The 26,634-nt window shown below is 65.1% G+C and carries 27 protein-coding genes and 1 tRNA gene; 11 read left to right on the plus strand and 17 right to left on the minus strand.

Features of this window, described 5'->3' with window-relative positions; translation table 11 throughout:
- Positions 1 to 63: 63 nt before the first annotated feature.
- From lysA to AB0O71_RS05290, 3 genes are all read right to left on the minus strand, one after another.
- Positions 64 to 1,515, minus strand: a complete 1,452-nt coding sequence (gene lysA, locus AB0O71_RS05280) for a diaminopimelate decarboxylase (RefSeq protein ID WP_363742909.1) — start codon at positions 1,513 to 1,515, stop codon at positions 64 to 66.
- A 266-nt stretch (positions 1,516 to 1,781) separates the two neighbouring features.
- A complete protein-coding gene (locus AB0O71_RS05285) occupies positions 1,782 to 3,206 on the minus strand; it encodes an APC family permease (RefSeq protein ID WP_363742912.1) in 1,425 nt (474 codons plus the stop codon).
- Between the two features lie 44 nt (positions 3,207 to 3,250).
- Entirely contained in the window at positions 3,251 to 4,354 is a 1,104-nt protein-coding gene (locus AB0O71_RS05290; RefSeq protein ID WP_363742914.1) for a Zn-dependent alcohol dehydrogenase, read from the minus strand.
- Positions 4,355 to 4,516: 162 nt separating this feature from the next.
- Here AB0O71_RS05290 and AB0O71_RS05295 point away from each other — a divergent pair, with 162 nt between their 5' ends.
- Positions 4,517 to 5,953 carry a helix-turn-helix domain-containing protein gene (locus tag AB0O71_RS05295; protein ID WP_363742916.1) on the plus strand — a complete coding sequence of 479 codons (1,437 nt, stop codon included), beginning with the start codon at positions 4,517 to 4,519 and terminating at the stop codon, positions 5,951 to 5,953.
- 1 nt (position 5,954) lies between these two features.
- Here the strand turns inward: AB0O71_RS05295 and AB0O71_RS05300 are convergent, their stop codons facing one another.
- Both AB0O71_RS05300 and argS read right to left on the minus strand, forming a co-directional pair.
- Positions 5,955 to 6,725 carry a hypothetical protein gene (locus AB0O71_RS05300; protein ID WP_363742919.1) on the minus strand — a complete coding sequence of 257 codons (771 nt, stop codon included), beginning with the start codon at positions 6,723 to 6,725 and terminating at the stop codon, positions 5,955 to 5,957.
- A gap of 11 nt (positions 6,726 to 6,736) precedes the next feature.
- Positions 6,737 to 8,407: an arginine--tRNA ligase gene (gene argS, locus AB0O71_RS05305; protein WP_363742922.1), complete on the minus strand. Its 1,671-nt coding sequence runs from the start codon at positions 8,405 to 8,407 to the stop codon at positions 6,737 to 6,739.
- Between the two features lie 98 nt (positions 8,408 to 8,505).
- Here argS and AB0O71_RS05310 point away from each other — a divergent pair.
- A tRNA-Arg gene (locus tag AB0O71_RS05310) sits at positions 8,506 to 8,578 on the plus strand.
- A gap of 436 nt (positions 8,579 to 9,014) precedes the next feature.
- Here AB0O71_RS05310 and AB0O71_RS05315 read toward each other — a convergent pair.
- On the minus strand, positions 9,015 to 10,631 hold the full coding sequence (locus tag AB0O71_RS05315; RefSeq protein ID WP_363742924.1) for a molybdopterin-dependent oxidoreductase: 1,617 nt from the start codon (positions 10,629 to 10,631) through the stop codon (positions 9,015 to 9,017).
- 509 nt (positions 10,632 to 11,140) lie between these two features.
- Complete coding sequence (locus AB0O71_RS05320) at positions 11,141 to 11,359, minus strand: hypothetical protein (protein ID WP_363742926.1); 219 nt, start codon at positions 11,357 to 11,359, stop codon at positions 11,141 to 11,143.
- Positions 11,360 to 11,541: 182 nt separating this feature from the next.
- Between AB0O71_RS05320 and AB0O71_RS05325 the strand changes: the two genes are divergently transcribed.
- Positions 11,542 to 12,294, plus strand: a complete 753-nt coding sequence (locus tag AB0O71_RS05325) for a glucose 1-dehydrogenase (protein ID WP_363742928.1) — start codon at positions 11,542 to 11,544, stop codon at positions 12,292 to 12,294.
- Here the strand turns inward: AB0O71_RS05325 and AB0O71_RS05330 are convergent.
- Both AB0O71_RS05330 and AB0O71_RS05335 read right to left on the minus strand, forming a co-directional pair.
- Positions 12,229 to 13,161 (minus strand): DMT family transporter, encoded by a 933-nt coding sequence (locus AB0O71_RS05330; protein WP_363742930.1) that lies wholly within the window; start codon positions 13,159 to 13,161, stop codon positions 12,229 to 12,231. The genes AB0O71_RS05325 and AB0O71_RS05330 overlap by 66 nt on opposite strands.
- A gap of 286 nt (positions 13,162 to 13,447) precedes the next feature.
- A complete protein-coding gene (locus tag AB0O71_RS05335) occupies positions 13,448 to 13,657 on the minus strand; it encodes an Rv0909 family putative TA system antitoxin (protein WP_363742932.1) in 210 nt (69 codons plus the stop codon).
- Positions 13,658 to 13,852: 195 nt separating this feature from the next.
- Between AB0O71_RS05335 and AB0O71_RS05340 the strand changes: the two genes are divergently transcribed.
- A complete protein-coding gene (locus AB0O71_RS05340) occupies positions 13,853 to 14,281 on the plus strand; it encodes a VOC family protein (protein ID WP_363742935.1) in 429 nt (142 codons plus the stop codon).
- A 66-nt stretch (positions 14,282 to 14,347) separates the two neighbouring features.
- Here AB0O71_RS05340 and AB0O71_RS05345 read toward each other — a convergent pair whose 3' ends face one another.
- On the minus strand, positions 14,348 to 14,428 hold the full coding sequence (locus tag AB0O71_RS05345) for a four-helix bundle copper-binding protein (RefSeq protein WP_363743117.1): 81 nt from the start codon (positions 14,426 to 14,428) through the stop codon (positions 14,348 to 14,350).
- Between the two features lie 115 nt (positions 14,429 to 14,543).
- On the opposite strand from AB0O71_RS05345, the gene AB0O71_RS05350 reads away from it, so the two are divergent.
- Entirely contained in the window at positions 14,544 to 14,957 is a 414-nt protein-coding gene (locus tag AB0O71_RS05350) for a DUF4188 domain-containing protein (RefSeq protein ID WP_363743119.1), read from the plus strand.
- Positions 14,958 to 15,170: 213 nt separating this feature from the next.
- On the plus strand, positions 15,171 to 15,812 hold the full coding sequence (locus AB0O71_RS05355; protein ID WP_363742937.1) for a type II CAAX endopeptidase family protein: 642 nt from the start codon (positions 15,171 to 15,173) through the stop codon (positions 15,810 to 15,812).
- Between the two features lie 1,318 nt (positions 15,813 to 17,130).
- Here AB0O71_RS05355 and AB0O71_RS05360 read toward each other — a convergent pair.
- Together AB0O71_RS05360 and AB0O71_RS05365 are read right to left on the minus strand one after the other, a co-directional pair.
- Complete coding sequence (locus AB0O71_RS05360; protein ID WP_363742939.1) at positions 17,131 to 17,703, minus strand: DUF6434 domain-containing protein; 573 nt, start codon at positions 17,701 to 17,703, stop codon at positions 17,131 to 17,133.
- Positions 17,704 to 17,756: 53 nt separating this feature from the next.
- Complete coding sequence (locus tag AB0O71_RS05365) at positions 17,757 to 18,227, minus strand: hypothetical protein (RefSeq protein WP_363742941.1); 471 nt, start codon at positions 18,225 to 18,227, stop codon at positions 17,757 to 17,759.
- A gap of 500 nt (positions 18,228 to 18,727) precedes the next feature.
- On the opposite strand from AB0O71_RS05365, the gene AB0O71_RS05370 reads away from it, so the two are divergent.
- From AB0O71_RS05370 to AB0O71_RS05385, 4 genes are all read left to right on the plus strand, one after another.
- A complete protein-coding gene (locus AB0O71_RS05370) occupies positions 18,728 to 19,087 on the plus strand; it encodes an ATP-dependent DNA ligase (protein WP_363742943.1) in 360 nt (119 codons plus the stop codon).
- An 85-nt stretch (positions 19,088 to 19,172) separates the two neighbouring features.
- Positions 19,173 to 19,502: a hypothetical protein gene (locus AB0O71_RS05375; protein ID WP_363742946.1), complete on the plus strand. Its 330-nt coding sequence runs from the start codon at positions 19,173 to 19,175 to the stop codon at positions 19,500 to 19,502.
- A gap of 54 nt (positions 19,503 to 19,556) precedes the next feature.
- Positions 19,557 to 20,492, plus strand: coding sequence for a glutaminase A (gene glsA / locus AB0O71_RS05380; RefSeq protein WP_363742949.1), 936 nt, complete (start codon positions 19,557 to 19,559; stop codon positions 20,490 to 20,492).
- A 177-nt stretch (positions 20,493 to 20,669) separates the two neighbouring features.
- Positions 20,670 to 21,551 carry a manganese catalase family protein gene (locus tag AB0O71_RS05385; RefSeq protein WP_363742951.1) on the plus strand — a complete coding sequence of 294 codons (882 nt, stop codon included), beginning with the start codon at positions 20,670 to 20,672 and terminating at the stop codon, positions 21,549 to 21,551.
- Between the two features lie 29 nt (positions 21,552 to 21,580).
- On the opposite strand, the gene AB0O71_RS05390 is transcribed toward AB0O71_RS05385, so the two are convergent.
- The 4 genes from AB0O71_RS05390 to AB0O71_RS05405 all read right to left on the minus strand — a co-directional run bounded on the left by AB0O71_RS05390 (position 21,581) and on the right by AB0O71_RS05405 (position 24,575).
- The gene (locus AB0O71_RS05390; RefSeq protein ID WP_363742954.1) at positions 21,581 to 22,246 is read right to left on the minus strand and encodes a Pr6Pr family membrane protein; all 666 of its coding nucleotides are present in this window, start codon (positions 22,244 to 22,246) and stop codon (positions 21,581 to 21,583) included.
- A gap of 35 nt (positions 22,247 to 22,281) precedes the next feature.
- Entirely contained in the window at positions 22,282 to 23,628 is a 1,347-nt protein-coding gene (locus tag AB0O71_RS05395; RefSeq protein ID WP_363742957.1) for an APC family permease, read from the minus strand.
- Between the two features lie 64 nt (positions 23,629 to 23,692).
- Positions 23,693 to 24,106, minus strand: coding sequence for a hypothetical protein (locus AB0O71_RS05400; protein ID WP_363742960.1), 414 nt, complete (start codon positions 24,104 to 24,106; stop codon positions 23,693 to 23,695).
- Positions 24,107 to 24,155: 49 nt separating this feature from the next.
- Positions 24,156 to 24,575: a GNAT family N-acetyltransferase gene (locus AB0O71_RS05405; protein ID WP_363742963.1), complete on the minus strand. Its 420-nt coding sequence runs from the start codon at positions 24,573 to 24,575 to the stop codon at positions 24,156 to 24,158.
- Positions 24,576 to 24,642: 67 nt separating this feature from the next.
- Here AB0O71_RS05405 and AB0O71_RS05410 point away from each other — a divergent pair, with 67 nt between their 5' ends.
- Positions 24,643 to 25,449: a DUF1206 domain-containing protein gene (locus tag AB0O71_RS05410; protein ID WP_363742965.1), complete on the plus strand. Its 807-nt coding sequence runs from the start codon at positions 24,643 to 24,645 to the stop codon at positions 25,447 to 25,449.
- On the opposite strand, the gene AB0O71_RS05415 is transcribed toward AB0O71_RS05410, so the two are convergent.
- Positions 25,446 to 26,630, minus strand: a complete 1,185-nt coding sequence (locus tag AB0O71_RS05415; RefSeq protein WP_363742967.1) for an alcohol dehydrogenase catalytic domain-containing protein — start codon at positions 26,628 to 26,630, stop codon at positions 25,446 to 25,448. The genes AB0O71_RS05410 and AB0O71_RS05415 overlap by 4 nt on opposite strands.
- Positions 26,631 to 26,634: the final 4 nt, after the last annotated feature.

Below are 26,634 nucleotides of genomic sequence, written 5' to 3' on the forward strand. Positions count from 1 at the left end.
TCCTTGATAGTGCGTCGTGTTCGATCCGCCGAGAACGGCGGGAAAATTCAGGGCCGGCGATCCTCAGCCCGCGTGCGCCGGGGCCACCGGCGTCGGAATCACGGACTTCGCGAGCAGCTCGTCCTCTGACTCGCCCCGCACGATCACGCGCGAGGAGCCGTTCGACACGGCAACGACCGGTGGTCGCGGCACATAGTTGTAGTTGCTGGAGAGCGACCAGCAATACGCCCCCGTAGCCGCCACCGCGAGCGTGTCACCCGGCCGCACGTCGCCCGGAAGCACGTCGCGCGGCACGACGATGTCGCCCGATTCGCAGTGCTTGCCCACCACGCGCACGAGTGCCGGAGCAGCGTCGCTCTCACGGTTCGCAATGCGCACCTGGTAGTCGGCGCCGTAGAGGGCGGGCCGTGCGTTGTCGCTCATGCCGCCGTCGACGCTCACGTAGAGCCGTTCGGGGAAGCCGAGATCCGCGGGGTCGGCCGCGGCATCGGACCCGGCGAGCTGCACGGGCTTCGTCGTGCCCACCGTGTACAGCGTGACCCCGGCTTGCCCGATGACGGAGCGCCCCGGTTCGAAGGCGAGGCGGGGAATCGCGACGCCCGTCTCCGCGCACGTCTCGGCGACGATGTCGGCGAGCTGGCGGGCGATCACGGCCACATCCGGAGCCTGGTCAGCCTGCGCCGACGTGTAGGCGATGCCGAAGCCGCCGCCCAGGTTCAGCTCGGGAATCGGTGTGCCGGCGAGGCGTTCGAGTTCGGGATAGACGCCCAGCAGACGCCGAGCAGACTCGCGGAAGCCATCGGTCGCGAAGATCTGCGAGCCGATATGGCAGTGGAGCCCGACGAAGTCGAGGCTGTCATGGGCGAGGATCGCCGCCACGAGTCGCGGGGCCTCGTTCAGAGGCTGGCCGAACTTCTGATCCTCATGCGAGGTCGCCAGAAAATCGTGGGTGGAGGCGTGCACCCCGCTATTGACGCGCAGCCGTACTCGCTGGCGGCGATCCGCCGCCGCTGCCGCCCGGGCGATGCGCTCGGTCTCGAGCTCGCTGTCGATGATGATCGTGCCGACCCCGGCCTCGACCGCGCGCGCGATCTCCCGCTCCGACTTGTTGTTGCCGTGGAAGCCGATGCGCGCCGGGTCCACACCCGCGGCGAGCGCGACGGCGAGCTCTCCCCCGCTTGCGACGTCGATGGCGAGGCCCTCTTCGGCCATCCACTGCGCCACCTCGACGCAGAGGAACGCCTTGCCGGCGTAATACACGGTCGCACTCGTTCCGATGCGCTCGGCCTCGGATTCGAGAGCGACGCGCACCTCGCGGGCCCGATCGCGGGCGGCGGATTCGTCGACCACGTACAGCGGCGAGCCGTACTGCTCCACCAGCTCGGTTGCGCGCACCCCTCCGAGCTTCACCTGGCGGCACTCGCTCCCGCGACGCGCCGATGGCGGGAAGACGCGCGGGTCGATGCTGTTCGGGTCGGCGGCTGGTGTCGCACCAGCGGGGTTCACCTGTGCCATCGTCGCTCCTGGGGTCGATCTGCCTCGGGTCGGTCTGCCTGGGGTCCGTCGTGCTCGCGGGCTGCGAACGAGCAGCCGATGGCGAGCGGACCCGGATTGGCCCCTGAAGCCGTGCGCACGGAGACCCTGTCTCTGAACGAACCCGTCCAGCTTACCCGGTGGCGCACCCGCGCCGGAATGCCGCGGGTGCCGAATGCGACGAGGCCGGGCGCGTCCCCTCAACAGATGGATCTCGCCCGGCCCGGTCATCACGGAAGGTCTCCCCCTCAGCCGACGCCCTCGAGCATGTCGGTGTGCGTGTTTCCGATCCGCTGCAGTACTTCGGGGCGCTGCGCGCGCAGCCACCAGAAGCGGATGAACGCGAGCAGCATGGTGGCGGCGAAGAGGTACGGCAGGATGTTGATGGGGAATGCCGGTACCGGCCACACGTTGGCGAAGAAGACGTACGCCATCGCGACGACCGCGACGACTGCGGTCACGGTGATCATTGCGCTCTTCATCCCGCGGCGACGGGTGTAGACCACGCCCGCGACCGCCACGAGGGCGTAGGCGACCATGTAGCCGTAAGTGGCGTACGTGTCGACCCACACCACGATGTCCATGGGGTGGGTGCCCGATACCAGCAGGATCACGTCGAGCACGATGGCCGCGGGGCCCGCGATGAGCAGCACGCGGTGCGGGGTGAGGTGCGTCTCGTGCGTCCGACCGAAGCGCTCGGGCACGACCCCCTCCTTGCCCATCACGTACAGGATGCGCCCGACGACGTTCAGCGGTGCGACGACGACCGCGAAGAAGGAAGCCGCGACACCGAACACGAGCACGGGAGCGAACCAGACGGGCATGCCGATGCGATCGTTGATCGCCTGCAGCGGGCTGGCGACTTCACCGAGCTCATCGCCGAGCACGGCGATCTGGGTGTACGCCGCGAACACGTACAGCACTCCGACGGCGACCGCGCTCCACATGATGGCACGGGGAATGGCGGTGTGCGGATTGCGCGCCTCGCGCCCCAGCGCGTCGGCTGAGGAGAATCCGACGAACCCGAGGATGCCAAGCACCATGCCGGCTGCGACGCCCTGGAACGGCACGCCCTCGAACGAGAACTGCGTCGGATCCCACGCCTCGGGTCCGAGCCAGACCAGTGCGGCGACGAGGAGCACCAGGATGATGAAGACCGAGAGCAGCTCGAGCACGAGCGAGATGCGTGCCGAGATGCGAATGCCGCGGATCGTGAAGAACGTCGCGAGCCCGCCGATGACGACGGCGAGCACGACGAGCCAGACGGTGCCGGTTGCGGGAACGCCGAACAGCTGGAGCAGGTCGGCGGCGTACGAGACCGCGCCGCCGAGCGAACCGGCGGCGATGCCCCAGGATCCGATGAGCAGAGCGACGCCGGCTGCGAAGGCGCCGGTGGGCCCGAGCCCCTTCGCCACGTACGTGTAGAGCGAGCCGGCGGAAGCGTGCTGGCGGGCGAACATCGACACGATGTAGCCCACGCACAGAATGACGACGGTGGCGAGCAGGAATGCGAAGATCGTGCCGCTGCCGGCTCCGAGGAAGATGGAGGCGGCGGTGAACGCGATGACGGCGCTCGGGGCGATGCTGGCGATGGCTTGTGCCGCCAGTTCGGGCCCCGACATCACCCCTTCTCGCAGGCCGGCGTCGGCCTTCCGTGCTGCGGTTTGAGTCATGAGTACTCTCCTATGAGTGCGTGGTGCGAAGGGTGAACGGGGCCTTACGGAATGAGCAGCGTGCGCAGCACGCCGCCGGTCTCGAGATCATCGAGCGCCTCGGCCGCTTCGGCCAGGGGTCGTCGGCCAGAGATCAGCGGATCGAGCTTCAGCTGGCCGTCCATGTACCGATCGACGAGTGCCGGGATGTCGATCGAGGGGCGCACGGACCCGTAGTTGGAGCCGAGGATGCGCTGGTCCGCTTCGGCGAGCACGAGCGGCTCGAATGAGGCCTTCGCGCCGGTCGGCGGCAGACCCACGATCACCGCTGCCCCACCGAGGCCGAGCATGCGGATCGCCTGCTCCGTCGTCGAGGTGCGGCCGATCGCATCGAAGACGTAATCGGCACCGTCGGGGATGAGTTCGAAGAGCTGCTCAACCGCGTCGCGCTCCGATGCGTCGATGCGATCCGTGGCGCCGAACTGCAGCGCCATGGCGGTCTTCTCGGGAACGATATCGACGGCGATGATGCGCTCGGCACCCGCCAGCTTGGCGCCCTGCACCACATTCAACCCGACGCCTCCGCACCCGATGACGGCGACGGTGGCGCCCGGCTCGACGCCAGCGGTGTTGAGCACCGCGCCGACACCGGTGGCCACCGCGCACCCGACGACCGCGATGACGTCGAGCGGCGCGTCGTCGCGCACCTTGATGGCGCCCGAGACGGGCACGACGACCTCTTCGGCGAACGAGGAGACGCTCAGGTAGTGGCGCAGAGGTTCGCCGTCTTCGGTGCGGCTGAGGCGAGAGGTGCCGTCGAACAGCGACCCGTGCGCGTTGTTGACCTCGACGACCTTCTGGCAGCGGGCCTCATGACCCTGCAGGCAGTAGCGGCACTCACCGCACGGCGGCACCCAGCTGAGCACGACGTGGTCGCCTACGGCCAGCGACGTGACGTCTTCTCCGAGTTCGACGACGACGCCCGAGCCCTCGTGCCCCATGATCATCGGCGCGGGCGCATCCCATTCACCGCGCTTCACATGGAGATCGGAATGGCACACGCCTGCGGCAGCGATCTTCACCCGCACCTCGCCCCGCTTGGGGGCGTCCAGGGTGACTTCGGTGACCTCTGCGCGGGTCTCGGGGTTACGGAACACGACAGCCTGCATGCTGCACTCCTTCGTTCGTTCGCTTCGTCGGATGGCCGGGGCGCGGTGCACAGGTTCGACCACGCCGGCGACGTAAGGATGCTACGGACCCGATCGGGTGCCTGTCATCGCACCATGTGTCGATTTCGATATCGCGCCATCGACACTTGGTACGCTCTTCCTGTGGCCCTTGATCTCTCCGCCGTCAGGCGCGCCGTCGGCGGCACCTGCGTGACGGCTCGTCTGCCGGAACGCACCCCCGTCGACGGCGTCGCCCGTGTCGAGGCGTTGGTTGTGATCGGCAATCCGGATTACGCGACACTCGTGACGGGTGACCGCGAGGTCCTCCTCACCGCTCTCACGACACCGGGTCCGGCCTCGAACGCGCTGCCGGGCGCGGTGTTCGTCTCACCGGAAGACGACACCGAGCTCCGGTCGGCCCTCGCTCGTCACGGCATGACGGCGATCCTCGGAACCCGCCTCTCCGGCACCGCACTGCACAGCGGCCTGCTCGCGCTCATCGCGGATGACCGCGCTGCAGCCGACCGTCTCGTGACGGCGGGGATGAACGTACTCACGCAGGTCGCCCGGCGTGGCGGCGTGACGGCGGTCATCGCCGAGCTCGCGCGCCGCATCGACGGGTGGGCGGTGCTCCTCGATGCGCATGGCCAGGTCATCGCGAGCGCCGGAGCCGGAAGACTCCACGTGTCGGACGCGGCGGCGTTCGCGCTCGGGCGCCCCGTACGCGTGCGTCACGACGGGCTGCAACTGCACCGCGTGGGTTCGGAGCAGGATCTCGCAGGATCGCTCGTGATCGCGACCCGCTCGAGCCGCACGAGCCACGCACGCGATCTCTCATCGCTCGCAGCGGCGCTCTTCGACCTGCTGCTGCGCAGTCACGATCCCACGCTGACCGAGCACCTGGGACGCGGCGCACTCATCGACATCCTCGTCGACGGCGGCCAGCGCGCCGAGGCTCTGCTGCATCGATGGGGCGTGCACGAGCGCACGCTCACAGCATTCGAGGTGGGTACGCGAACGCGCACGATCGACCTCGAGCGACTGCTCCGCCGCTGGTTCGACGAACTCGGTGCAGAGCATGTGTTCGCAGCCGACCACGGGCACATTCGCGGGTTCGTTCGCAATGAGCTCGCGCCGCAACTGACCGACCGCGTGCGCTCCTTCGCCCCGATCGCGGGGCTGCGCGTACACATTGGAGTCGGCGACCCGGCCCCGGTGCACTCGCTCTCCAGCACGGCGAAACAGGCGCACCAGGCGCTGGACGCCGCACTCGAAGACAGCAGGCCCGCCGTTCGCTATGCCGAGCTGCCCTCGGTCGATCTCGTACTCTCCGCTCTGGGCACAGCTGCGGCAGCTCAGCTCACCGGCCTGCTCGAGCCTCTCAGAGAGTCGTCAGGCCAGCACGGAGCGCTCACCCGCGCGCTGCGAGTGTTTCTCGCCGAGAACGGGGCGCACCGCGCCAGCGCCGCACGACTCGGCATTCACCGGCAGACCCTCGTCGCGCGCATCCGACGCGTGGAGGAACTCACCGGTCTCGTGCTCGATCGCGCAGACGACCGCTCCGCAGCCTGGCTCGCGCTGCGCGCGAGCGGGCTCTGACTCAGCCGCAGACGCCCTTCGCCTGCTGATCGGGATCGGACAAGATTCCCGGAGCGAGGTCAGCGCGAATCGTGACGGCTCCCGTGCTCGAGAGCTCGATGTCGGTCAGCGTCACACCCGCGGGCAACTGATCTGCGATGCACACCGTCTGCGGCTGCAGAATCGGATCGAGCAGCGTTCCCGTGGCCTGCGCCAGCTGCTCAGCCGAGAAGTCGAATCCCGCAGCCTGCAGCCCGAGCGGATTGATCTCGACCGCGCCGTCGACAGCCTGCACACCAAGTCGTGCCGAAAGGTTGACCTGCTGACCGAAGGCATCGAGCGCGCGGCCCACCACGAGTTCTCCGTCTCGCACCTCTCCCGACTGGGCGACACCCTGCGTCACGGTCTCGATGACGGGTCCGAGCTGCTCCTTATCGAGGCGCAGCTCGATCACCGCATCGGAGATCTCACCCGAAGTCGGGTTGAACGGCACCAGATCTGCGTGCAGTGTGGCATCCGCCTGCACGCCCTCGACGAGCGGGGCGTCAGGCACGTCGACGGTCACATCGCCGACACCGCCCCGGAACGCATTCAGCAATGCGGATCCGCCGAGTGCGACATCGACCGGGTGATCGTCTGTGAGATCCAGCTGCGTGCGCACCGCACCAGCAACCACCCCGGGAATGATCAGCCTGAGCGCCAGCTCAGCAGCTCCCGCGAGCAATCCGACCACGACCACTACGATGATCAGCCTGGTCCACCAGCGTGACCCGTTCCGCTCCGCATCCACCATGAGTCGGCCCGTCAGAGGCGCTCAGGCGCAGAAACACCCAGGAGGTCGAGTCCGTTGCGCAGCACCTGGCCCGCAGCGTCGTTCAGCCACAGTCGCGTGCGGTGCAGATCTTCGACCGGCTCGTCTCCGAGCGGGATCACGCGGCAGTTGTCGTACCAGCGGTGATAGGCGGCAGCAAGCTCTTCGAGGTATCGAGCGACGCGGTGCGGTTCGCGCAGCTCTGCCGCTCCCGCAACGATGCCCGGATACTGCTGCAGCTTGCCGAGCAGGTCCGTCTCGGTCGCGTGCGTCAGCAGCTCCGGCGCGAACGCGCTCCGGTCGATGCCGGCGGCTGCGGCGTTGCGATCCACCGCGCAGGTGCGGGCGTGAGCGTACTGCACGTAGAACACCGGGTTGTCGTTCGTGCGGCTGCGCACCTTCTCGCCATCGAGCGCGAGCGGAGAATCGGCCGGGTAGCGCGCGAGCCAGTAGCGCAGCGCGTCTGCGCCGAGCCACTCGAGCAGATCATCGAGCTCGATGATGTTGCCGGCGCGCTTCGAGAGACGTGCGCCGTCGAGGTTCACCAGCTGGCCGATGAGCACCGAGACGTCGGTCTCGATGTTGTCGCCCGCCGCACCGGCGATCGCGGTCAAGCGGCCGATGTACCCGTGGTGATCGGCGCCGAGCAGGTAGATCTTCTCGCCGAACCCGCGGTCCATCTTCGACAGGTAGTATGCGGCATCGGCAGCGAAGTAGGTGTAAATGCCGTTGCCGCGCGTGAAGACGCGATCCTTGTCATCGCCGAAGGCCGTGGTGCGCACCCAGATCGCATCGTCTTCCTCGAAGACGTACCCCTGCTCGCGCAAGCGGTCGACGGCGGCCGAGATCGGGCTCGGCGATCCGTCTGCGCCTGGTTCGTGCAGTGAGCGCTCCGAGAAGAAGACGTCGAAGTGCACGTTGAAGCGCTCGAGTGAATCCTTGATCTCGGCGAGCTGAATCTGGTAGGCGGCCTCCTGCACCTCTTCGAGCGCCGCGTCGCGATCCCGTGCGGCCAGCTCCACGACATGGGGCAGCTGCTCGCGCACCTTTCGTCCGAGCTCCTGAATGTAGGCGCCGGGGTACGCGTCTTCCGGGGCCGGCTCACCGAGCACTGCCGCGAGCACCGAGCGCCCGAACTTGTTCATCTGCGATCCGGCATCGTTGATGTAGTACTCGCTCGTCACCCGCGCACCGGCCGCGCGCAGCACGCGAGCCGTCGAATCTCCCAGAGCGGCCCATCGCGTGTGGCCCATGTGCAGAGGGCCGGTCGGGTTCGCCGAGACGAACTCAAGATTGATGTTCTGACCTGCGAGGGTGTCGGTGCGACCGTAGGTCTCGCCCTGCTCGACGACGCGGCGAGCGGTCTCCCCCGCGCTCGCAGCGTCGAGCGTGAGGTTGATGAACCCGGGGCCTGCGACCTCGGCCTTCGCAATGCCGTCGATCTCGAGCGCGCGCGCCACGATCTCCTCGGCAAGCTCGCGCGGGTTCGCTCGCACGCGCTTCGCGAACTTCATCGCCGCGTTCGACGCCCAGTCGCCGTGGTCGCGATTCTTCGGTCGCTCCACCTGCGTGTCCTGCTCCGTCACGACGATGTCGGATCCGCGAGCGGCAACGAGGTCGGCGAGAATAGCGGCGAGAGCTTGGGAGAGTTCTTGTGGCGTCACGAGGATCAATTCTACTCGGCGCATGAGCAAGGCTCGTCCACCGTGCACGTGCGAACGGTGTCTCGAATTGCGCTAGGCTGGTGGGGTTGCACATGCTCGCCTCCGTAGCTCAGGGGATAGAGCGCCGGTTTCCGGTACCGTAGGTCGGGGGTTCGATTCCCTCCGGGGGCACTGCAACATTGGCTTCCATCGCATCAGCGGTGGGAGCCTTTTTCATGCTCCGGAGATGTTCGGGGCGGCGATCGTCGTCGGTCTCACCAATCAGGTAACCGACTGTCGTATCTAGGGCAACGGCAACAGCCTTCATGTCATCGAGGCTCCACTTACGGTGCCCGTTCAGTTTGAGACTCATACTCGCTGCGTCTTTTCCAACGAGCCTCCCCAGAGCAGCCGCGCTGAGGCGGTGCCTCGGTGCCTCCGCCCCGCCGATGACGCCTGCTGCTGGTGCTGCGAGACCTGCGAAGTGGGGGGCGAGCAGCACGTCTTGCGTGGCCTGTTCGCGGGCGCGTGCGTTCACATGCGGACATGTTGCGTTTCCGCTCAAAGCTGGCATTCGGTGATCGCCAAGTATGGCTGACATGTCGATCTGACGGTGAGGAGGAGACGGTCAGGCGCTGACCGTCACGAGTACCCGCTGCCAACCGCTCGACCCGTCGGGGGCAATCGGTGCGCGCTCCTCGGTCTGGGTCTCGCCGTTCTTGTTGATGGCCCGCACCTCGACGTAATGGGTTCCGGCGGTGGCCTCCCACGGCATCATCCACTGCACCCAGGTGTCGGAGTTGATGGGATTCGAGAGGGTGGCGGACTGCCAGTCACCGTCGTCGATCCGCACCTCGACGCGATCGATGCCGACGGTCTGGGCCCACGCGACACCCGCAACGGCGACTGTGCCCGCCACGACCGGCTTTCCGGTACGAGGCGTGTCGATGCGCGAGGCGAACTTGATGGGCGCCTGCGCGGAGTATCCGCGAGGTGTCCAGTACGCCTCGTCGGCGTCGAACGTCGTGACCTTCAGCTCGGTGACCCACTTGGTCGCCGAGACGTAGCCGTAGAGGCCGGGCACGACCATGCGCACGGGGAAGCCGTGCTCAAGGGGCAGCGGCTCGCCGTTCATCGCGACAGCGAAGATCGCGTCGAGCCCGTCGTCGGTGAGCGATTCGAGCGGGGTGGATGCCGTGTAGCCGTCGACGCTGCGCGAGAGCACCATGTCGGCTCCTGTTTGAGGCCCGGCCATCTTCAGGATGTCGCGGATGGGGACGCCCTGCCAGATCGCGTTGCCGACGAGCCCGCCGCCGACCTCGTTCGAAACGCACGTGAGCGTGACCGAATACTCGTCGAGCCCCATGCCGACGAGGTCGTCGAAACTCAGTTCCACCCGCTTGCGGACCATCCCGTCGATCACGAGCCGCCATGTGGAGGGGTCGACCGCGGGCACCGTCAAAGCCGTGTCGACGCGGTAGAAGTCGGCGTTGGGGGTGATGAGCGGTGACAGACCATCGACCTCGAACTCGGCGCCTTGGGGGATCGCGACGGTCGTCCGCGGCTCAGGCAGCCGCAACTCGCGGCGGGCGGCGTCAATGGAGGCGCTCGTGGCGTTGAGCAGGCGAGCCCCGATGCCGACAACCACGGCCGACAGGCCCACAGCGCCAGTGACGATCAGGAACGACCGTCGGCCGACTTCGCGTGCTGCGGGTGCCTCGGCGTCAGGCGACCCGGTCCGAGCCGCGGAACCCGCGACCGCGTCACCCGACCACACGCGCAGCCGGGTGATGAGCAGGATGAGCATGGCGCAGCCGACTAGGGTTCCCAGGACCGGCGGGGCGGCGGCGAGCACCGATGCACCGGCACGGGTGACGGTCGCGGCGGTCGAGAGCGCTCCGGCGATGACGAGGACGACGAGCCCGAACGGGCGAGCGAAGAACTGCAGGATGCCGCCGATTGCGGCGGCGACGGTGACCGCCAGGCCGAGACTGCAGAGCAGCACGACCTTGTCGGCTTCACCGAAGGTCGCGATCGCGAACTCTTTGATCGGTTGCGGCACGATGTCGATCACGAACGACCCGACCGCGAGGATCGGGCTGCTCTCAGGGGCGACGAGCAGAGTGACGAGTTCAGCGACGGCAAGGAACGCCGCAGCGCTCACAACGCCGGCGAGCGCGCTCCACAGGGCCCAGACCCAGCGGCGGTTCTTCGACTTGGTCGTTGGTGCGGTCGATTTCGCCATCGTCGTCGCCTCTCAATCGGCAGATCATTTTTTGCCGTGCATAGTGTGTTCGTCGCCGAGCACGCAACGGATGGATTTTCCGCCGCGCACGCTATCGCGAGAACGCACCGACCAGGCGAGAGGGGACGCTGCGCGGCACACCCTAAGCATGCGGAACAGTTGGACCTTCTCATACTCCACATCCGTGGCATCAAACCTTGCTGTGATGCTCCGGGGTCGTTCAGCCCGTTAAGAAGATGTGAGTAGTCGAAGTCAGGAACGGGCATAAATGCACCTGACAATCGGATCCGTCGCGTTATCGATGTTCTGTCGGCGCACTTCAGAGAACGTCAAGATGTCCTCTGGGGTAATCGGAATTTCTGAGATCACACCACCACGGCCAGTGAGGAAATGAACAACGGGATTCGCCGAAGTCCTAACGATGTCGATCGCAGGCTCGATGTCATGAGTCAGTAGCAGGCAAGTGACCTCCCGGAAGCTCCTCTCAGCGTGAAACAGCTTTTCCTGAGTCAGGCGAACGCGCCGGCGATACTCATGGCCGTAGCGGCCAATACTGCAAACAGGATCGGGGTCGCAATGATGAGCCCCATTGTCCAAGCCGCCCAAGCCGGCCGCTCGCGGCGTGCCAGCGATACCACGGCCAGCACGAGCCCTGCGATCAACGACGCCCAGAACACGACGAATGCAATACCGGCCGGGACACGAACGAACCCAGCCACGATCAACATGGACCAGCCGATCGCCACAGTCCGCATAGCCCATTTCCCGACCGATGGTGTCCGGTTCCCGAACCATGGCGTCCGGTCGAGCCGATCCTCATTAAGCTGGGTGCAGCGATCCATGCTGGCGAACACAGTCTCGCGATCCGACGCGCAGGCGGTCCGTGGATCGGGACGTAGAGGAGCAACACATGGCATTTGCAGACAAGGTTGCGATCGTTACGGGTGGCGGATCCGGCATTGGAGAGGCCACCGCGAAGGAGCTTGCGGCGCACGGCGTGAAGGTCGTCATCACGGACATCAAGCTCGACGCGGCTCAGCGCGTCGCCGACGAGATCACGGCCGCTGACGGGACCGCGGTGGCAATCCAGGGCGACACCGCGAACGCCGAGGACAGCCGCAAGGCTGTGGAGTTCGCCGTCGAGACGTACGGGAAGCTCAACTACGCGTTCAACAACGCGGGCATCGGCGGACCTGCCGCACCGACTGGCGAGCTCGATCTCGACGGGTGGGACACCGTGGTGGGGATCAACCTGAATGGGGTTGCATACGGCTTGCGCTACCAGATTCCGGCGATTCTGGAAGCTGGAGCAGGCGAGGGTGCGATCGTCAACATGGCCTCGATTCACGGCACAGTTGCAGCGCCCGGCAACTCCGCATACACCGCCACGAAGCACGCGGTTGTCGGCCTGACGAAGAACGCTGCGGCCGAGTACGGCCCGGCCGGCCTGCGCATCAACGCTGTCGGCCCCGGCTACATCGATACGCCGCTCCTGGCCGGAGCCCCGGCCGAGGTCAAGGAAGGACTGGTCGCCAAGCACCCGCTCGGCCGCCTCGGTCGCTCCGAAGAGATTGCCAGGGTCGTGCGGTTCCTACTGTCAGACGACGCCTCGTTCGTCACGGGCGCCTACTACCTCATCGACGGCGGCTACACGGCTGTCTGAACCAGTCGCGCGAGTCACGAGGGGTATCGACGCAGCAGTGAGAATGAGCACGAGCCCCGCGATGTCGGCGATTGTGGGAATTTCTCCGAGAAGCACGAAGGATGCCGCCACGCCGAAGAGCGGCACCAAGAGACTGCCGAGGCCTGCGGCTCCGGCAGAAATGCGCTGGAGAAGACCGAACCAGATCACGTAGGCGACCACGGTCCCGAGGAGCGCGTTGTACGTCAATCCGACGAGAGCGCTTCCGGTCATCTCAAACGGTGAGTCTCTGGGGTCGAGAACGAGCCCGACCAATGACACGGCCGTCGCAGCGACGAGCTGCCACGTCGTCGTGGTGATCGGCGGAGCGTCCACGTCGATGCGTTTCAGATACACGGTACCCACGGCCCAGCTCACTGCAGCAGCCAGTGCGAAAAGTGGACCGAGCCATTCGCCACCACCGAGCAGCGGCCACGCGAGTATCGCCAGACCCACCGCTCCGAGGACAAGAGAGCACATCCGTTTCGCCGTGAGCGGTTCGTGCAGCACGAACCGCGCCAGAAGCACCACCCAGAGCGGCATGGTGTACACGCAGATCGTTGCGCGACCCGCGGTGGTGTGAAGCAGCGCGAGCGCCGAGAACAACCCGAATCCGCCGATCCCGAACGTCCCCGCAACGAGCAAACGGATCAAGTCGCGGGGTGAACCGATGCGAAGCCTGGCGCGCGTGCACAGCGCGACGACGAACAGAAGCACAGCGGCTCCCCCGAAGGTGATGACCCGCAGTTCCCACAGCGTGAAGGCTTCAAGCGCGGCTTTGGCGGCGACAAAGTTCACGCCCCACAGCAGTGCGACGAAGATCAGGGCACCGCGATCCGCAGCCCTCATCGGTTCGCGGGGCTCTTGCGATGCTGGTGAAGCTTCGTGCGTCGTCCGCCTTCCGAGACGGGTGCAGTTTCGGTCATCGTGGACCTGGTTCTTCTGGGAAATGTGTCACAACTCAGCGTAGAGTCTTTTCCGGCCCGCACATCAGTCCAGAATGACCATACTTCCATAGACCAGTATTCTTGCCGGTCTCGATGACGCGTCTCCTATTGGCGCGCCCTCTCGCGAAGAGCCTGCCTCGCTCGAAAGAGCTCGGGACGCGCCAGCGTGGCCGCGTCCCGAGCATTGTTTATTCGTTTCCGATCGCCTTATCCGCAGCGTCGCGGGCGTCTGCAATCTTGTCCTCGAACTTGCCGCCGGTGGCCTTGTTCGCGGCGTCGGCGACGCTGTCGAGCAGCTTGTCGCTGACATCTTCGGCCTGCTCGCTCTTCAAGGCCTCCGAAACACGGTTGTCGGCAAGAAACTCTTTTGCCTTTGCGGTGAGATCATCGATGCCCATGCGTCCTCCTCGTTCAGCCCGTGGCACACACCAAGGGTTCTCCTATGATGCCTCTCCGGTGAAGCCAGGCATAGCGTTTCGATCAATGACATGATCACCCGTTGATTGCTGTTCATCTGTGGTTGCCCCGCACGCTTCTGCCTGCAACTCAAGGTGCTGTTGCGGTATCCCCACCTCGCCTTAGAATTCGGGAGCATGACGATCACATTGGCGAATGTCGGCATCGCGGTCCGCGACATCGAGGCAGCGGTCTCGTTCTTCACCGACCTCGGACTCGAACTCGTCGGCCGAGACACCATCAGTGGCGCGTGGGCGGACACCGCAGTCGGGCTCGATGGCAATCACGCGAGGATCGCCGTACTGAGAACGCCCGGCAGCGATGGCGAGATCGAGCTCTTCGAATATCTGCACCCAGATGCGATCGAGACGGAGCCCACGCAACCCAACGAAATCGGTATGCACCGGGTCGCGTTCTCAGTCGACGACATCGATTCGGCACTCGAGATCGCGGCAAGACACGACTGCCACCCGCTTCGCGGGGTCGCAACTTACGAAGACCTCTACAAGGTCACCTACCTGCGGGGGCCCAGCGGCATCATCGTCATGCTCGCTCAGAAGCTGTAACGCCCCTGAAATTCTGCGCTCTGCTTCTCGACGCAGGATCGCCACCGTGAGCGGTCCTCGAGTGACTCACAGCGATTCCAGCAATACGGCGCACGCCTGTTCGCACCGTCGGCAGACCTCGGCGCAGACCCTGCAGTGCTCGTGCATGGAGCCGATCTTGTCGCGAATACTGAAGGGGCGGGTGACTCACCGACACGAGGGTGAACTCGTCGTATTCCACATTGGAATGCAGATCAACCGCTGGTAGCGCCCGGACCTCTGGATCCCCGTGTTCAGCGCAATGCCCCGAATGCTGCGCGAGCTCAGCGCCGATCCCGACTCGGGTCTGCTCGGGTTCTCCCTCAACTTCGGCGCTGGCGGGCCCTCAGTCGTGCAGTATTGGTCGTCAGTCGAGAAGCTGTACGCATACGCTTCCGTATCATCGCAGGAGCACCTGCCTGCTTGGACGCGCTTCAATCGCACGGCGCGAAAGGCGCCCGAAGCCGTCGGAATCTGGCACGAGACGTTTGTCGTGGATCGAGCCGAGAGCATGTACGTGTCGACCCGACCGATGGGCCTGGCGAAGGCCACCGAACTCGTCGAGGTGTCGCGCGGGAGTAACCGAGCTCAAGCTCGGCTCGCCGACGGACGAACCGCCAGGTCTCACCCCAGGCCCTCTCCTCAGGCTGAGGAGTGAATTGAGCCGCCCGGACGGCTACCCAAATTTCACTGACAAGTACCTCAACGATCTGCGTTTGTTCACCTGACGAAGCGCGCGGCCGTAATCTCGCAGAGGAGCTCGGGAGGGACCTTCGAGCGCAGTCAGATTGGGATTGAAGTTCTTATGCAGCATGCTTCGCCGAGGGTCCCAGCCAGGGTCGAAGCACGACGAATCACTCTGTTCTTCGCCTTGTACGTCGCTGCAACGACCTGGTTGTTCGTTGCTCCTGGGCTCGTCGATGCCCAGCTCTTCCTCGACGTCAAGAACTTCATGTATGTCGGGCTCTGCTTAGTCGGCATCTGGGCCTGTAGAAAAACGATTGTGCACGGGTGGCGAGAGATGCGGGCCCGCCCAGTCGCCGCAGGAGCGTGGGTCATCGGCGGACTCGTCTTGTCGGGCCTCGCATCCGGCCTCTACGGCATTGCGCTCCTTATCACCGGAAAATCGATGAACGGAGAAAACCAAGCGGCAATCGATGCGGAATTGCTCGATGTGTCTGCGTCCCTGCCTGCAAGCTTGTACTTTCTCGGGGTCGTCGGCGTCTTCGCTCCGGTAGTCGAGGAGCTTGTGTTCCGCGAGATCCCTCTGGGAACACTGCAGCACAAGCTCTCGACTCCCCTGGCATTCGCCCTGTCGAGCATCACGTTCGGGGTGCTGCACCTGCGGGGTGTGCACGAGTGGCCGCTCGCCGTGTATTACATCGGTAGCGGTGCAGCGCTTGCGATCGCCTACCTCAAATCGAATCGCAATATTCTTGTTCCGATCGCCGCGCACATGCTCTGGAATGGGATCGGGACCGCATTTCAGCTGCTCACCACCGTTCTCCGATGACGCGACTTTTCGAGTGCAGGCCCGATGACTTTCCCATTCGAGACCACACAGGAATGATCCGCGCCAGCACCTGGCACGCAAGAGCCGCTGGATTGCACCCCTGATCGACTGGCTCCCGCCACGAGAAGCCCCATGAGACTGATTGCCGCCCACGACTGGGTCCGGTTCAACCGGAGGACGTCGAGACCCGTCGTCTTCGACAGCTCGTCGCACTCCGTCGGAAAGGCGAGCGCTTCTTCAACATCGTGCAGCGCCCGCGCCGCGAATAGCACGATTGGGCCGTGAGATCTCCGTGAGGATTTCCCCCGGTCAAGCACTGTCGGGTTCGTTGCGCGACTCCTGTTCATGCGCTGACGAGCTTCGCAACTTGTCGGTGGGGATCAGGCTGTATTTTCGCGTGCTTATTCTTCGTCCCACGATCTGACGGCCCGAACTGCCCCTGCAGTGCCGCAACGTCACCATCGATCGTGGAGAGGCGACTCGCGAAGCGGTGTCGAAGCGAGTGCAGCGTCCACGTCCCACCCAGCGCCCGGGCTGCGAGAACACTGATCCAGCGGGGCGAGAGGTGGCCGCCGTCGTTGCCTGGAAACGCCCACCCGGGTCGCAATGCCCACAGTTCATTCGCTACGTCAGCCGGCAAGGGGACGTACCGCTTCCGCCCTCCTGCGCTTCTCACCGCAAGCAGCCATCCGCCGGCGACCTGCACCAGGTCTCGTTCCGTGTGCACCTGCGCGATCTCTGCGCGGCACAATCCCGCTTCCGCAGCAAGTCGCAGGATCAGTCGGGTTCGCGCACTCGATTGATGCAGTGCGTGCAAGTACACGAGATCTGGCGTAGGCCTGGGAATCATTCGTTGCTGATGCACCACGGGGAGCTTCTCGGCGACGTTGTCGAGACGACCGCCGCTCGCTGCCCAGCGCCAAAATTGGCGAAAGCTGGTGTGGCGCCCGCGACGAGACTCGGGTGCCCACGACTGCTCCGCACACCACCGGAGCAGCCTCTCTTCAGTCACATCAGCCGGGTCCGCATTGATATGCCGAGCGAGACACTCAAGGTGTTGCCGTCGCGTGTCAATGGTGGAAGTCGGAGAGCCTCCAGCTCGGAGCTCGGCAAGATACGGCCGAATGAGTTGGATCCACTCTGCTGGGACCGGCATGACGTTCGAGTGTCTGGCGCTCACGCGACCCAATTCTCAGCCCAGCACGAGACGCCAGCGCCCGAATCGAGTGCGTCGAGTAGGGGCGTTCATCGAATGCAGTAGCGAGTCTGACCTGACTCAGCAGCGTGAGCGTCCCGTCCACCGGATCGCCCGAGTCGATCACACGCGGCCGCGCTGATCGACTGGTTGGCTGCGGTACTCGCGCCAGGCCGACATCAACTCGCCGCGCGTACCTTCCGGGTGCTGTTCGTGCCATGCACGTGTGAAGCGGTTGTACTCGAACTGCGGTTCGATGTCACTCGCGCCGCGATCTCGACTCGCAAGGTAGTGGTCGAGTGCATCTTGCAAGGTGTGCGTGCCGTCTGCGGCCGCGAAGAAGGCGCGCATCGGCTCATCGAAACGAAAACGATCGCCCACCTGCTGCACGAACCACTGACGAATGTGCTGACTGCACCTCTGCCCTGGCGGAATCACAGTTGCGGCCTCAAGCGGCCCGGAGAGTTGCCTCCCACTTCCCGTGCGTCGCCGTGCTGGTTCGGTAAACGGTTCGCCGTCCAAAGCTGCGGCGAGACGCTGTGTGAGAAGTTGCTTGCTTCCGCTCGCTCGCACACCAAGGCCGCGCGCAAACACGGCCAGTTCCTCTCGCAACCAGTACCAGCGCATGAGCTCCTGCCCGGTGAGTTCACGGGTCAATGCGGGGCGCTGCGAAGCAGTTGGGGTACTTCCATCCATTGCAGCGCTCTCCTCTGACCTCGCTGGGCAGTCGCGCGGGGGAATCTCGATACTCATCTCACGAGCTGTGTCACTGCTGCCGTGATGAACGGGCTTACCAGGATAGCCAAATACACGAGGGTGATCCATGGCTGGTAGTCGATGTAGAACTCGCGCCACGTCAACGACCAGGGGTGCTTGATCAGGATCCACCCGGGAATATCGACGAGGATGATGATAACCGTCCAAGAGATCCCGACAAGCGCCGCCGCAATCCAGATATTTGTGGGTTGAGTGGCTTGGAAGTATCCCCAAGCAACGAACGGCCACACCACGATGTTGTACAAAGGATGAAACGGCAACGTGGCCGTGTACGCGGGAACATCCCACTCGGACTTCTTCTCCACCCCTTCGGGCGTGTCCATTCCCAGAATGAGCCAGTTGAAGCATGTATGGCCGATCCCGATCAGCGTCACGACGACGTAGCCGATCAGCAACCATAGGGCCATGGGGCCGAACTCGCTCCAAAAATCCGTGAGATCCATTTTCTTCCTCGTTCCGTAGGTGCACAATCGCCGCGATACAACTACGTCGCACCGTGGAGATGTGAGGCACGATTCGAAGCAGTGCAGTGCCTGCAATCCAACATGCAGTAGACGGAGCCGCCTGTGACTTCTGGCGCGCGGATGGCATCGACGAGAGGCGAACTCCTGCAGCCCTCCTCAACAACGCTCGCACGAACAGTCGAGGCGCACCGAAGCGTGCGGGGCCCACTCTTCTGCCGCCGAACGCGGCAGCGCCGAGCAGGCCTCCCGAGCGCGGCCCGGCCGACACGATACTGACGCCCGACGGACGAGTGTTTCAGGCCTGCCGGTCTTCGACGCACCCTCACCATCTCGACTGGTGCGTGCAGCCTCACCAGTGACGGGAGATATTCGGATATTGCAATGCCTGCGCCCGAACATGTTTGTGGAGCGATTTCCTGAGACACTAATCGGGCCCCCTTCGACCATCAGCGGTCGCAGGATGAAGGAACGAGGAACTCATGGGATCGATCCGCTACGACGGTTTGACGACACATTTCGACGATCGGTTGCTCGCTCATCTGCAGATCGTCATCGTGCAAAAGCTCATGCGCGAGGAAGCGTTCCTGATGTCGTGGAAGGACAGCATGTCCGCGGGCGACGGGCGCACCGCGATTTGGGTGTCACCCGAGACTTCTCTGACGTTCAAATTCCTGGGGAGCCGTGTGCCCGAAATCAACAAGGAGTGGTTGCAGCGTCTCGGGGAGTCGGCGAGTTCGACCACCGGCCTGATCGTCACGAAAGAAGACGGATCGCTCGCAGTCGCCGAAGCGACTGGAAACCAGTACCCCGGAAACCTCCGCGCCGATCGAACGAAGTAGGCCGACGTAGCCGGAGGATAATACCACTCAAAAAGATGAAAAGATAGCACTCCCGCACATTGTTTTCGCTGCCAGTATTTTGTTTATGGGGAATTTGATACACGGGGGACGAGAATACGAGTTCGAAGATCGACTGCTGGCGCACCTGCAGTTCGTCATCGGACAGAAGCTGAAGAAGCAGGAGTGCTTTTTTCTCAGCTGGCACAAGCCGCACGATCAAGGCGACGGGCGTACGTCGGTCTGGCTGACACCGTACGTGACCGTTGCGTTTCGCTTCTCGGGGAGCCGCGAACCGGAACTCAGCAAGGTGTGGGTTCGAGCGTTGAACGCGCTTGCGCACACGCCGCGAGGGCTCATCGCCATCAGCGAGGATGAGGCCGAACGGTACGTGAAGAAGAATCCCGACCTGATCTGAGGTGTTGCCGCGCGGGACTTCGTCGATGCACGGCCGCTCCCCCAAGCTAGGAGCATGAACTTCGCGGCTGATGCGCTCTCCTATGACCTCGACGCTCTTCGCGAGCGCGTGCTGCCCGAATCGGGAGGCGCCGTCACTGAGAGCATCCCGCAGCTTGCCGAAGCAGATGCTGGTCAATGCGGAATCGCGCTGATGACGGTGGACGGTGATTCTCGTTCGAGCCGCGAGGGTGATGTGGAGTTCAGCATCCAATCGGCAGTGAAGCCGTTCTTGTTCGCGCTCGCATTGCAAGATACGGATCGCGCCGCTCTCACTCGGGTCGGCATCGAGCCGACGGGTGAGGCTTTCGACGCCATCAAGCTCGAAAGCGGAACCGGTCGGCCTCCGAACCCGATGGTGAATGCCGGAGCGCTCTTGACGAGTTCGATCGTCGACGGCGGGAATGCCGATGCTCGATCGGCGCGTATCGCCGAAGGCCTGTCGGCATTCGCAGGGCGCGAGCTGCGCGTCGACGAAGAGATCGCGGAGTCGGAGCAGCGACTCGGCGACCGCAATCGTGCGCTCGCGCACCTCATGCGCTCTGAAGAGACGTTGCGAGTCGAGACGGATGACGCGATCGCTGTGTACGGTCGCGCGTGCGCAACGCTCGTCACTGCCGAGACGCTCGCCGCGATGGGGGCGACGCTCGCGGCTGGCGGCCTGAATCCTCGCACCGGCGAGCGCGTCGTTTCGCGCGAGGTGGCTCGAGACGTCATTTCGGTGATGGCGACCTGCGGCGTGTACGACGGCTCGGGCCGGTGGATGCGAGAGGTCGGCGTGCCCGCCAAGTCGAGCGTGTCGGGTGCGATCGTACTCGCGGCCCCCGGCGTGCTCGGTGCCGCAGTCTTCAGCCCCCCGCTCGATGAGCAGGGCACCAGCGTGCGAGGCCATCGGGCGAGTGCGCGCCTCAGCGAAGACCTGTCATTGCATGCGTTCGGTGTGCCGCGCTGATCTTTTCGACGCGGAGCGATCGGGAGTGCTCAGCCGTCTCAGTCGCCACTTTTACGTCACGTTTCTCGCGATTGCAACCCCGTCGTGGTGACGCCGCAAGCGGTGTGGGCTTGCCGCATCACCGATCGCAGCAGTGCCGAAACGCGGCCTCCGACCGGTGGAAAAGGGAAGCGCATCATGTACTTTCACCGGCAGGAACTCCAGCACAAGGCCAGCCCTGATAAGCCCGACGCGGTCTATGCGCGGAAGCTGCAGGAGGTGCTCGGCGGGCAGTACGGCGAGATCACCGTCGCCATGCAGTACCAGTTCCAGGCGTGGAACATGCATATTCCAGGCAAGTACCGCGATCTCGTCTTCGGCATCGGCGCCGAAGAGATGGGGCACGTCGAGATGCTGGCCGTGATGATCGCGCAGCTTCTGGAGAAATCACCGCTCGGCATCGCCGACGAAGCCGTGCAGAACGACCCGACGGTGGCCGCGGTCATCGGGGGCACAGACGTGCAGCAGGGCATCGTCGCCGGCGCGGGAGCGCGCCCGGTCGACAGCAATGGCAACCCATGGATGGGCAGTTACATCACGAGCAGCGGCAACCTGCTCGCAGACTTCCAGGCGAACGCGAACGCCGAGATGCAAGGTCGCGTGCAGGTCGCACGTCTGTACCACATGACCGACGATCACGGCGTGCGCGACCTTCTCGGCTTTCTGCTCGCCCGAGACACGATGCACCAGAATCAGTGGCTGGCAGCGGCAGCCGAGCTGCAGGCGGAGGGGGTCGAGTCGCTGCCGGTGCCGAGCAACTTCCCGATCGGCAAGGAGGAGCGCGACGTGTCGTACCAGTACATCAACTTCTCAGACGGGGCAGCGGCAAGCGAGGGGAGCTGGGCATCGGGTCCGACCCCGGATGGGCTGGGGGAGTTCAGTTACCACGAGGCACCGGAGGCCGGAGTGCCGATGCCGCCGCCGACGCACCCTGACGCCCGTTTCTACGGCACCACCGACGTGCCGAACCTCGCGGAGAAGATCGCGGGACGGGCGCAGGACGCATTGAAGAAGGAGTGAGTGAGTAAGCCGCTGTCGTCGGCTGGGCCTCAGGAACGCTCACGCCTCCTGCGGCTCAGCCAGACGATGAGGGCGTCAGCGCCGACGATGAGTGCCGCGATCCCGCACATGTAGAGCAGCACCGCGCCGTACCCGCCCGGTTGGGCGGGGTTCATGAATGGATACGGATACCAGTCGACCAGGGCACCGCGAATTACGGTGTACACCCCCCACACGAGCGGGAACACCGCGGCGAGCCACAGATGCCTCCAGGGAAGCGGCCTGCGCCCCGGCGCGGCCCACCACAGTGCCGCAACGAGGATCGGGCCGACCAGGTGCAGTACCTCGTTGGACCAACCGAGCGTCGACTCCTGGTCGAGCGAGATTCCGCGCAGGAGAACGTTGTACACGACCCCCGTCGTCACCATGTAGGTCGTCACCGCCGCGAAGGATCCCCAGAACCAGCTCGGCACTGGCCTAGGAACCGCGAAGAACCAGGTGGCACCGGCGAGCGTCACTGCCGCGAGCACGTTCGAGAGAATGGTGAAGAAACTGAAGAAGTTCGTGAAGAAGAAGGCCGTGTCGTCGGGGTCGAAGCTCAGGCTGTACACCAGCTGACCGATCACCGCTGCCGCGATCAGCAGCGCAGTGCACGCGGTCGCCGGCGCGAACCACCGAGCCGAACGGGCTTGGGTTGCGGTCTCCGTCGACGTCATCGTTGTTCTTCTACTCCGTGATCGCGGTCACCCGATCATGCACCACGACCAGCCGCCCGGTCGCCTCGACGCGCGTTCCATCGGGCGAGCAGATGCAGCAGCACGCCGACGGCGATGAGTGCAGCGCCGAACAGCCAGACCGTTCCGCTCTGCTGTGTCATCAGCACGACGCACGAGACGATGCCGAGCACGGGCACGAAGGTCCACACCCGGAAGTGCCGGTGCTCGACGCGATCGCGCCGAAGCACGAGCACCGAGACGTTCGCGCTCAAGAACACGAACAGCAGCAGCAGCACGACCGTCTCGGCGAGGGTGGCCAGATCCCCGACCAGTGTGAGCAGGGCAGCGACGAGTGTCGTCGCCAGAATCGCCACCCACGGAGTCTTGCGGTTCGGCAGCACCCGTCCGAGCTGCGCGGGAAGCAGCCCCTGCTCCGCCATGCCGAACGCGAGTCGGCTCGTCATGATCATCGTCAGCAGAGCGCCGTTCGCCACCGCGATCAGCGCGATCGCGCTGAAGACCCACGACGGCACGTGTGATCCCGAGGCCTCGACCACAGCCAGCAATGGGCCGCTCGATTCAGCGAGCTCGTCGGCTGGCAGCGCGATTGCGCTGGCGAGACCGACCAACACATACACGACACCCGCGACCGCCAAGGACGCGAACAGCGCCCTCGGGTAGGTGCGGGTCGGATTGCGCACTTCTTCGATCATGTTCGCAGAGGTCTCGAACCCGACGAACGAATAGAACGCAATAATGGCACCACCGAGAACGGCAGCTGCAGTGCCGACGCCCTCCGGCCCCTCCACCACTCGAGAGATATCGCCGCCGCCGCTGCCGAGCAGCAGTCCGACAACGACCACGACAATGACGAGTCCGCTCACTTCGATCGCCGTCATCACCAGATTCGCGCCGAGCGACTCGCGAATACCGCGCGCGTTGAGCAGGGCGACGATGACGAGGAAGAGGATAGCCACAAGCGTTGTGGGCAGTTGCACGAACGTCTGCAGGTACTCCCCCGCGAACGCGATCGACAGGCCCGCGGCACTCGTCACACCCGCGGCGAGCATGCAGAACCCCACGAGAAACGAGATCACGGGCCTCTTGAACGCGCGTTCCGCGAAGACGGCGGCGCCGCCCGCCTTCGGATACTTCGTCACCAGCTCTGCGTAGGAGCCGGCGGTGAGCAGAGCGAGTAGTAGGGCCAGCAGCAGAGGAGCCCACAGCATGCCGCCGACCTCGGCGGAGAGCACTCCCATAAGCGCGTACACGCCTGCCCCGAGTACATCGCCGAGAATGAAGGCGAATAGCAGGAGCCCTGAGACCGATCGACGCAGCTTGGTATCGGTGGGCGGTGCGACCGCATCTGTTTCGCGCTTCATAACGTCAGGCTATGGGAGCGCTGTGTTCTGCCGCATGCCCCTTGACACTCGACGGTTCGAATCGTTATTCGCTGTGCTCGGTTTCGTCGCCCGACGCGTCCACGATCAGTATCGTGCCGAGAGCGTCGGTCTCGCTCTTCTCGAAGACCTCCGACGCCAGCGCTTCGCGCTCGGACTGCGTCAGGTCGCCCTCCACCATCACGCGGATCGTGTCGGTCGACACGTTTTCGTACTCGTCGATCATTTCCAGGAGCGATGGCGCGTCATCCGTACCCGCTTCAGGATCGTCGTCGCCGGTCGACAGGCGGTCGTCAATCCGATCCTCGACTTCATCGGCGAGACCATTCGGGGCATCGTGCTGATCGCGGACCTCACCCGAGCCCTCTGTGGGCAGCACGCCGCCGCATCCGGCGGTTGCTCCGAGAAGCGCGAGGGAGAGAACTCCAGTGGCCGCAAGTTTGAGCTTGTTCACTGACATGGTGCGAGCTTAGAAAATGTGTCGATCGCCGACGAGGGGGTTGCGCTCCTCATGAAGCCGCACCACGCAGCTTGCGGTGCATGCCCACCGCTTCGTCGCTGCTGAAGCCGAGCGATTCGTAGACACCGACGGCGGCGTCACTCGCGAACAGGCCGACGAAGAGTTCGATGTCGTCGTCCGGTTGCAGCAGCTCGATGAGGCGCGAGACCAGGTCAGTGGCGATTCCCAATCCCTCGCATCGAGGATCGACGATGACGTCTTGCACGTACGCGTACTGCAGTCCGTCGCCGACCGCGCGCGCCATACCGACGACCGTACCGTGCTCGTCGACGCAGACGACGCCTGCCAGTGACGCGGCCAGTGAGGCACCGCGCACCTCGTCGTCGAAGTGCGACTGCCACCCCACCGCGGCGGCGAGCGCGGCGTGTTCGACGGTTGAAGGAACGCGGTCGAGTATGCGGTAGTTCATACGAGTACGATACGTCGGGCGCGCGGAGCGGTGCGGTCGGCATGCCCGGATCCGCTAGCCTCAAGCCATGGACGACAGACTGCAATCCGCCGCTCGTAAAACCGAGCGCACGACCACGTTCCGCGCGTTGGCGCGGGGAGGATACGTGGCAAGTGGCATCGTTCACGGCCTCATCGGCGTGCTCGCGATCACGGTCGTCGTGCGCCGGGGGCGCGCTGAGGCCGATCAGGTCGGTGCGCTCACATCCATCGCTGAAGCGCCGTTCGGCCTCGCGCTGCTCTGGTCCATCGCGCTGCTGCTATTCGCACTGGGCATCTTCCACGTGGTACACGGCTTCGCCCTGACCCGCGACTCGCGCAAGCAGCGGTGGGGGCGGCGTATTGCCGAATGGGGTCAGGGCATCGCGTTCTGCGTCATGGGCGGCATCGCGACTGCGATCGCGGTCGGCGCCCGCCCCGACCCCGACCGCACCACCCGGGATGCGAGCCGGGGCCTGCTCACGCTCCCCGGGGGCACGGTACTGCTGATCCTCGTCGGCATCGGAGTGGCGGCGGTCGGGATCGCTTGGATATCGATGGGCATCACGCGCAGCTTCCGCAAGCAGATGAAGATTCCCTCGGGAAACGGAGGTCACGCGATCGCCGTGCTGGGTGCGACGGGGTTCATCGCCAAGGGAGGCGCGCTCCTCGTCGTCGCCGTGCTGCTCGCCGCCGCAGGGGTCCAGGGCGACTCGAGCTCTGCGGGCGCTCTCGACTCGGCGATCACCTCGCTCTACGATCTGCCCGGAGGTCCGGTCTGGATCGTACTCATCGGGGCGGGATTCCTCGCCTACGGGCTGTTCTGCCTCTTTCGCGCGCGGTTCGCCAAGCTCTAATGGCTCGCGGCGGGATCGAGGACCACCTTGATGCAGCCGTCCTCCTTCTTCTGGAAGATCTCGTACATGTCGGGAGCGCTCGCGAGCGGAACGCGATGCGTCGTGAGGTCGGCGGTGCCGAGCGGATCGTCGTCGTGCTCCACGAGAGGCATGAGGTCATCGATCCACCGCTTCACGTTGCACTGACCCATCTTGAGCGTGATCTGCTTGTCGAACAGCGTCTTCATCGGCAATGCGTCGGCGTTCCCGACGTACACGCCGCTGATTGACAACGTGCCCCCGCGGCGCACGAGGTCGATGCCCTGCAACAGCGCAGCAGTGCGATCGATGCCGGCATGCTCCATCATCGGTTTTGCGAGCGCGTCGGGCAGCGCGCCGATCGCCGTATGCGCCGCGTGCGCACCGGGGCTGCCGTGGGCCTCCATCCCGACGGCGTCGATCACCGCGTCGGGCCCCCGCCCGTCCGAGAAGCTCTCCGACGCTTCGACGACGTCACCGGGCTCGCATACCGCGATGCCGTGACGCGCCGCCATCTCGCGACGCTCCAGCACGGGGTCGACCGCGAGCACTCGTGCGCCGCGATGCGCCGCCAGACGCGCGGCGAACTGGCCGACCGGCCCGAGACCGAGCACGAGCACGGTGTCGCCTCGGCCCACCCCCGCGTAAGCGACCCCCTGCGCGGCCGTCGGAAGAATATCGCTGAGAAAGAGGTAGCGCTCATCTGCGAGCGCTTCCCCGACCGGGATCGTGTTGTACTCCGCGATCGGCACCCGGAGCAGCTCCGCCTGGCCGCCCGGCACCTGACCGTACAGCTTCGTGTACCCGAAGAGCGCTGCCCCCGAACCATATTCCGTCACTTGGGTGCGTTCGCACTGCGACTGCAGCCCGCGCGTGCACATCCAGCACTCGCCGCACGAGATGTTGAAGGGGATCACCACGCGCTGCCCCACCCGCAGCGACGTCACGCCCGGACCCACCTCCTCGACGATCCCCATCGTCTCATGACCCAGGATGTCGCCCGCATCGAGAAACGGCCCGAAGAGTTCGTACAGATGCAGGTCCGAGCCGCAGATCGCGGTCGACGTCACGCGCACGATCGCGTCCCCCGGTTCCTGGATCACCGGATCGGCGACCTCGTCGACAGAAATCTTCCGCTTGCCCTGCCACGTCACTGCGCGCATGCTG

The organism is Leucobacter sp. NPDC077196 (genome assembly GCF_040687075.1).
Taxonomy (GTDB): Bacteria; Actinomycetota; Actinomycetes; order Actinomycetales; family Microbacteriaceae; genus Leucobacter.

Bases quoted from the DNA above. Each gene is read 5' to 3' on its own strand.
- AB0O71_RS05385 (WP_363742951.1), top strand. From the start codon at position 20,670: ATGTACTTTCACCGGCAGGAACTCCAGCACAAGGCCAGCCCTGATAAG.
- AB0O71_RS05360 (WP_363742939.1), bottom strand. From the start codon at position 17,703: ATGGATGGAAGTACCCCAACTGCTTCGCAGCGCCCCGCATTGACCCGT.
- AB0O71_RS05365 (WP_363742941.1), bottom strand. From the start codon at position 18,227: ATGGATCTCACGGATTTTTGGAGCGAGTTCGGCCCCATGGCCCTATGG.
- AB0O71_RS05315 (WP_363742924.1), bottom strand. From the start codon at position 10,631: ATGGCGAAATCGACCGCACCAACGACCAAGTCGAAGAACCGCCGCTGG.
- AB0O71_RS05405 (WP_363742963.1), bottom strand. From the start codon at position 24,575: ATGAACTACCGCATACTCGACCGCGTTCCTTCAACCGTCGAACACGCC.
- AB0O71_RS05400 (WP_363742960.1), bottom strand. From the start codon at position 24,106: ATGTCAGTGAACAAGCTCAAACTTGCGGCCACTGGAGTTCTCTCCCTC.
- AB0O71_RS05290 (WP_363742914.1), bottom strand. From the start codon at position 4,354: ATGCAGGCTGTCGTGTTCCGTAACCCCGAGACCCGCGCAGAGGTCACC.
- AB0O71_RS05395 (WP_363742957.1), bottom strand. From the start codon at position 23,628: ATGAAGCGCGAAACAGATGCGGTCGCACCGCCCACCGATACCAAGCTG.
- AB0O71_RS05320 (WP_363742926.1), bottom strand. From the start codon at position 11,359: ATGTTGATCGTGGCTGGGTTCGTTCGTGTCCCGGCCGGTATTGCATTC.
- glsA (WP_363742949.1), top strand. From the start codon at position 19,557: ATGAACTTCGCGGCTGATGCGCTCTCCTATGACCTCGACGCTCTTCGC.
- AB0O71_RS05330 (WP_363742930.1), bottom strand. From the start codon at position 13,161: ATGAGGGCTGCGGATCGCGGTGCCCTGATCTTCGTCGCACTGCTGTGG.
- AB0O71_RS05390 (WP_363742954.1), bottom strand. From the start codon at position 22,246: ATGACGTCGACGGAGACCGCAACCCAAGCCCGTTCGGCTCGGTGGTTC.
- AB0O71_RS05415 (WP_363742967.1), bottom strand. From the start codon at position 26,630: ATGCGCGCAGTGACGTGGCAGGGCAAGCGGAAGATTTCTGTCGACGAG.
- lysA (WP_363742909.1), bottom strand. From the start codon at position 1,515: ATGGCACAGGTGAACCCCGCTGGTGCGACACCAGCCGCCGACCCGAAC.
- AB0O71_RS05325 (WP_363742928.1), top strand. From the start codon at position 11,542: ATGGCATTTGCAGACAAGGTTGCGATCGTTACGGGTGGCGGATCCGGC.
- AB0O71_RS05285 (WP_363742912.1), bottom strand. From the start codon at position 3,206: ATGACTCAAACCGCAGCACGGAAGGCCGACGCCGGCCTGCGAGAAGGG.
- AB0O71_RS05335 (WP_363742932.1), bottom strand. From the start codon at position 13,657: ATGGGCATCGATGATCTCACCGCAAAGGCAAAAGAGTTTCTTGCCGAC.
- AB0O71_RS05300 (WP_363742919.1), bottom strand. From the start codon at position 6,725: ATGGTGGATGCGGAGCGGAACGGGTCACGCTGGTGGACCAGGCTGATC.
- AB0O71_RS05410 (WP_363742965.1), top strand. From the start codon at position 24,643: ATGGACGACAGACTGCAATCCGCCGCTCGTAAAACCGAGCGCACGACC.
- AB0O71_RS05345 (WP_363743117.1), bottom strand. From the start codon at position 14,428: ATGCACGAGCACTGCAGGGTCTGCGCCGAGGTCTGCCGACGGTGCGAA.
- AB0O71_RS05375 (WP_363742946.1), top strand. From the start codon at position 19,173: ATGGGGAATTTGATACACGGGGGACGAGAATACGAGTTCGAAGATCGA.
- AB0O71_RS05340 (WP_363742935.1), top strand. From the start codon at position 13,853: ATGACGATCACATTGGCGAATGTCGGCATCGCGGTCCGCGACATCGAG.
- AB0O71_RS05370 (WP_363742943.1), top strand. From the start codon at position 18,728: ATGGGATCGATCCGCTACGACGGTTTGACGACACATTTCGACGATCGG.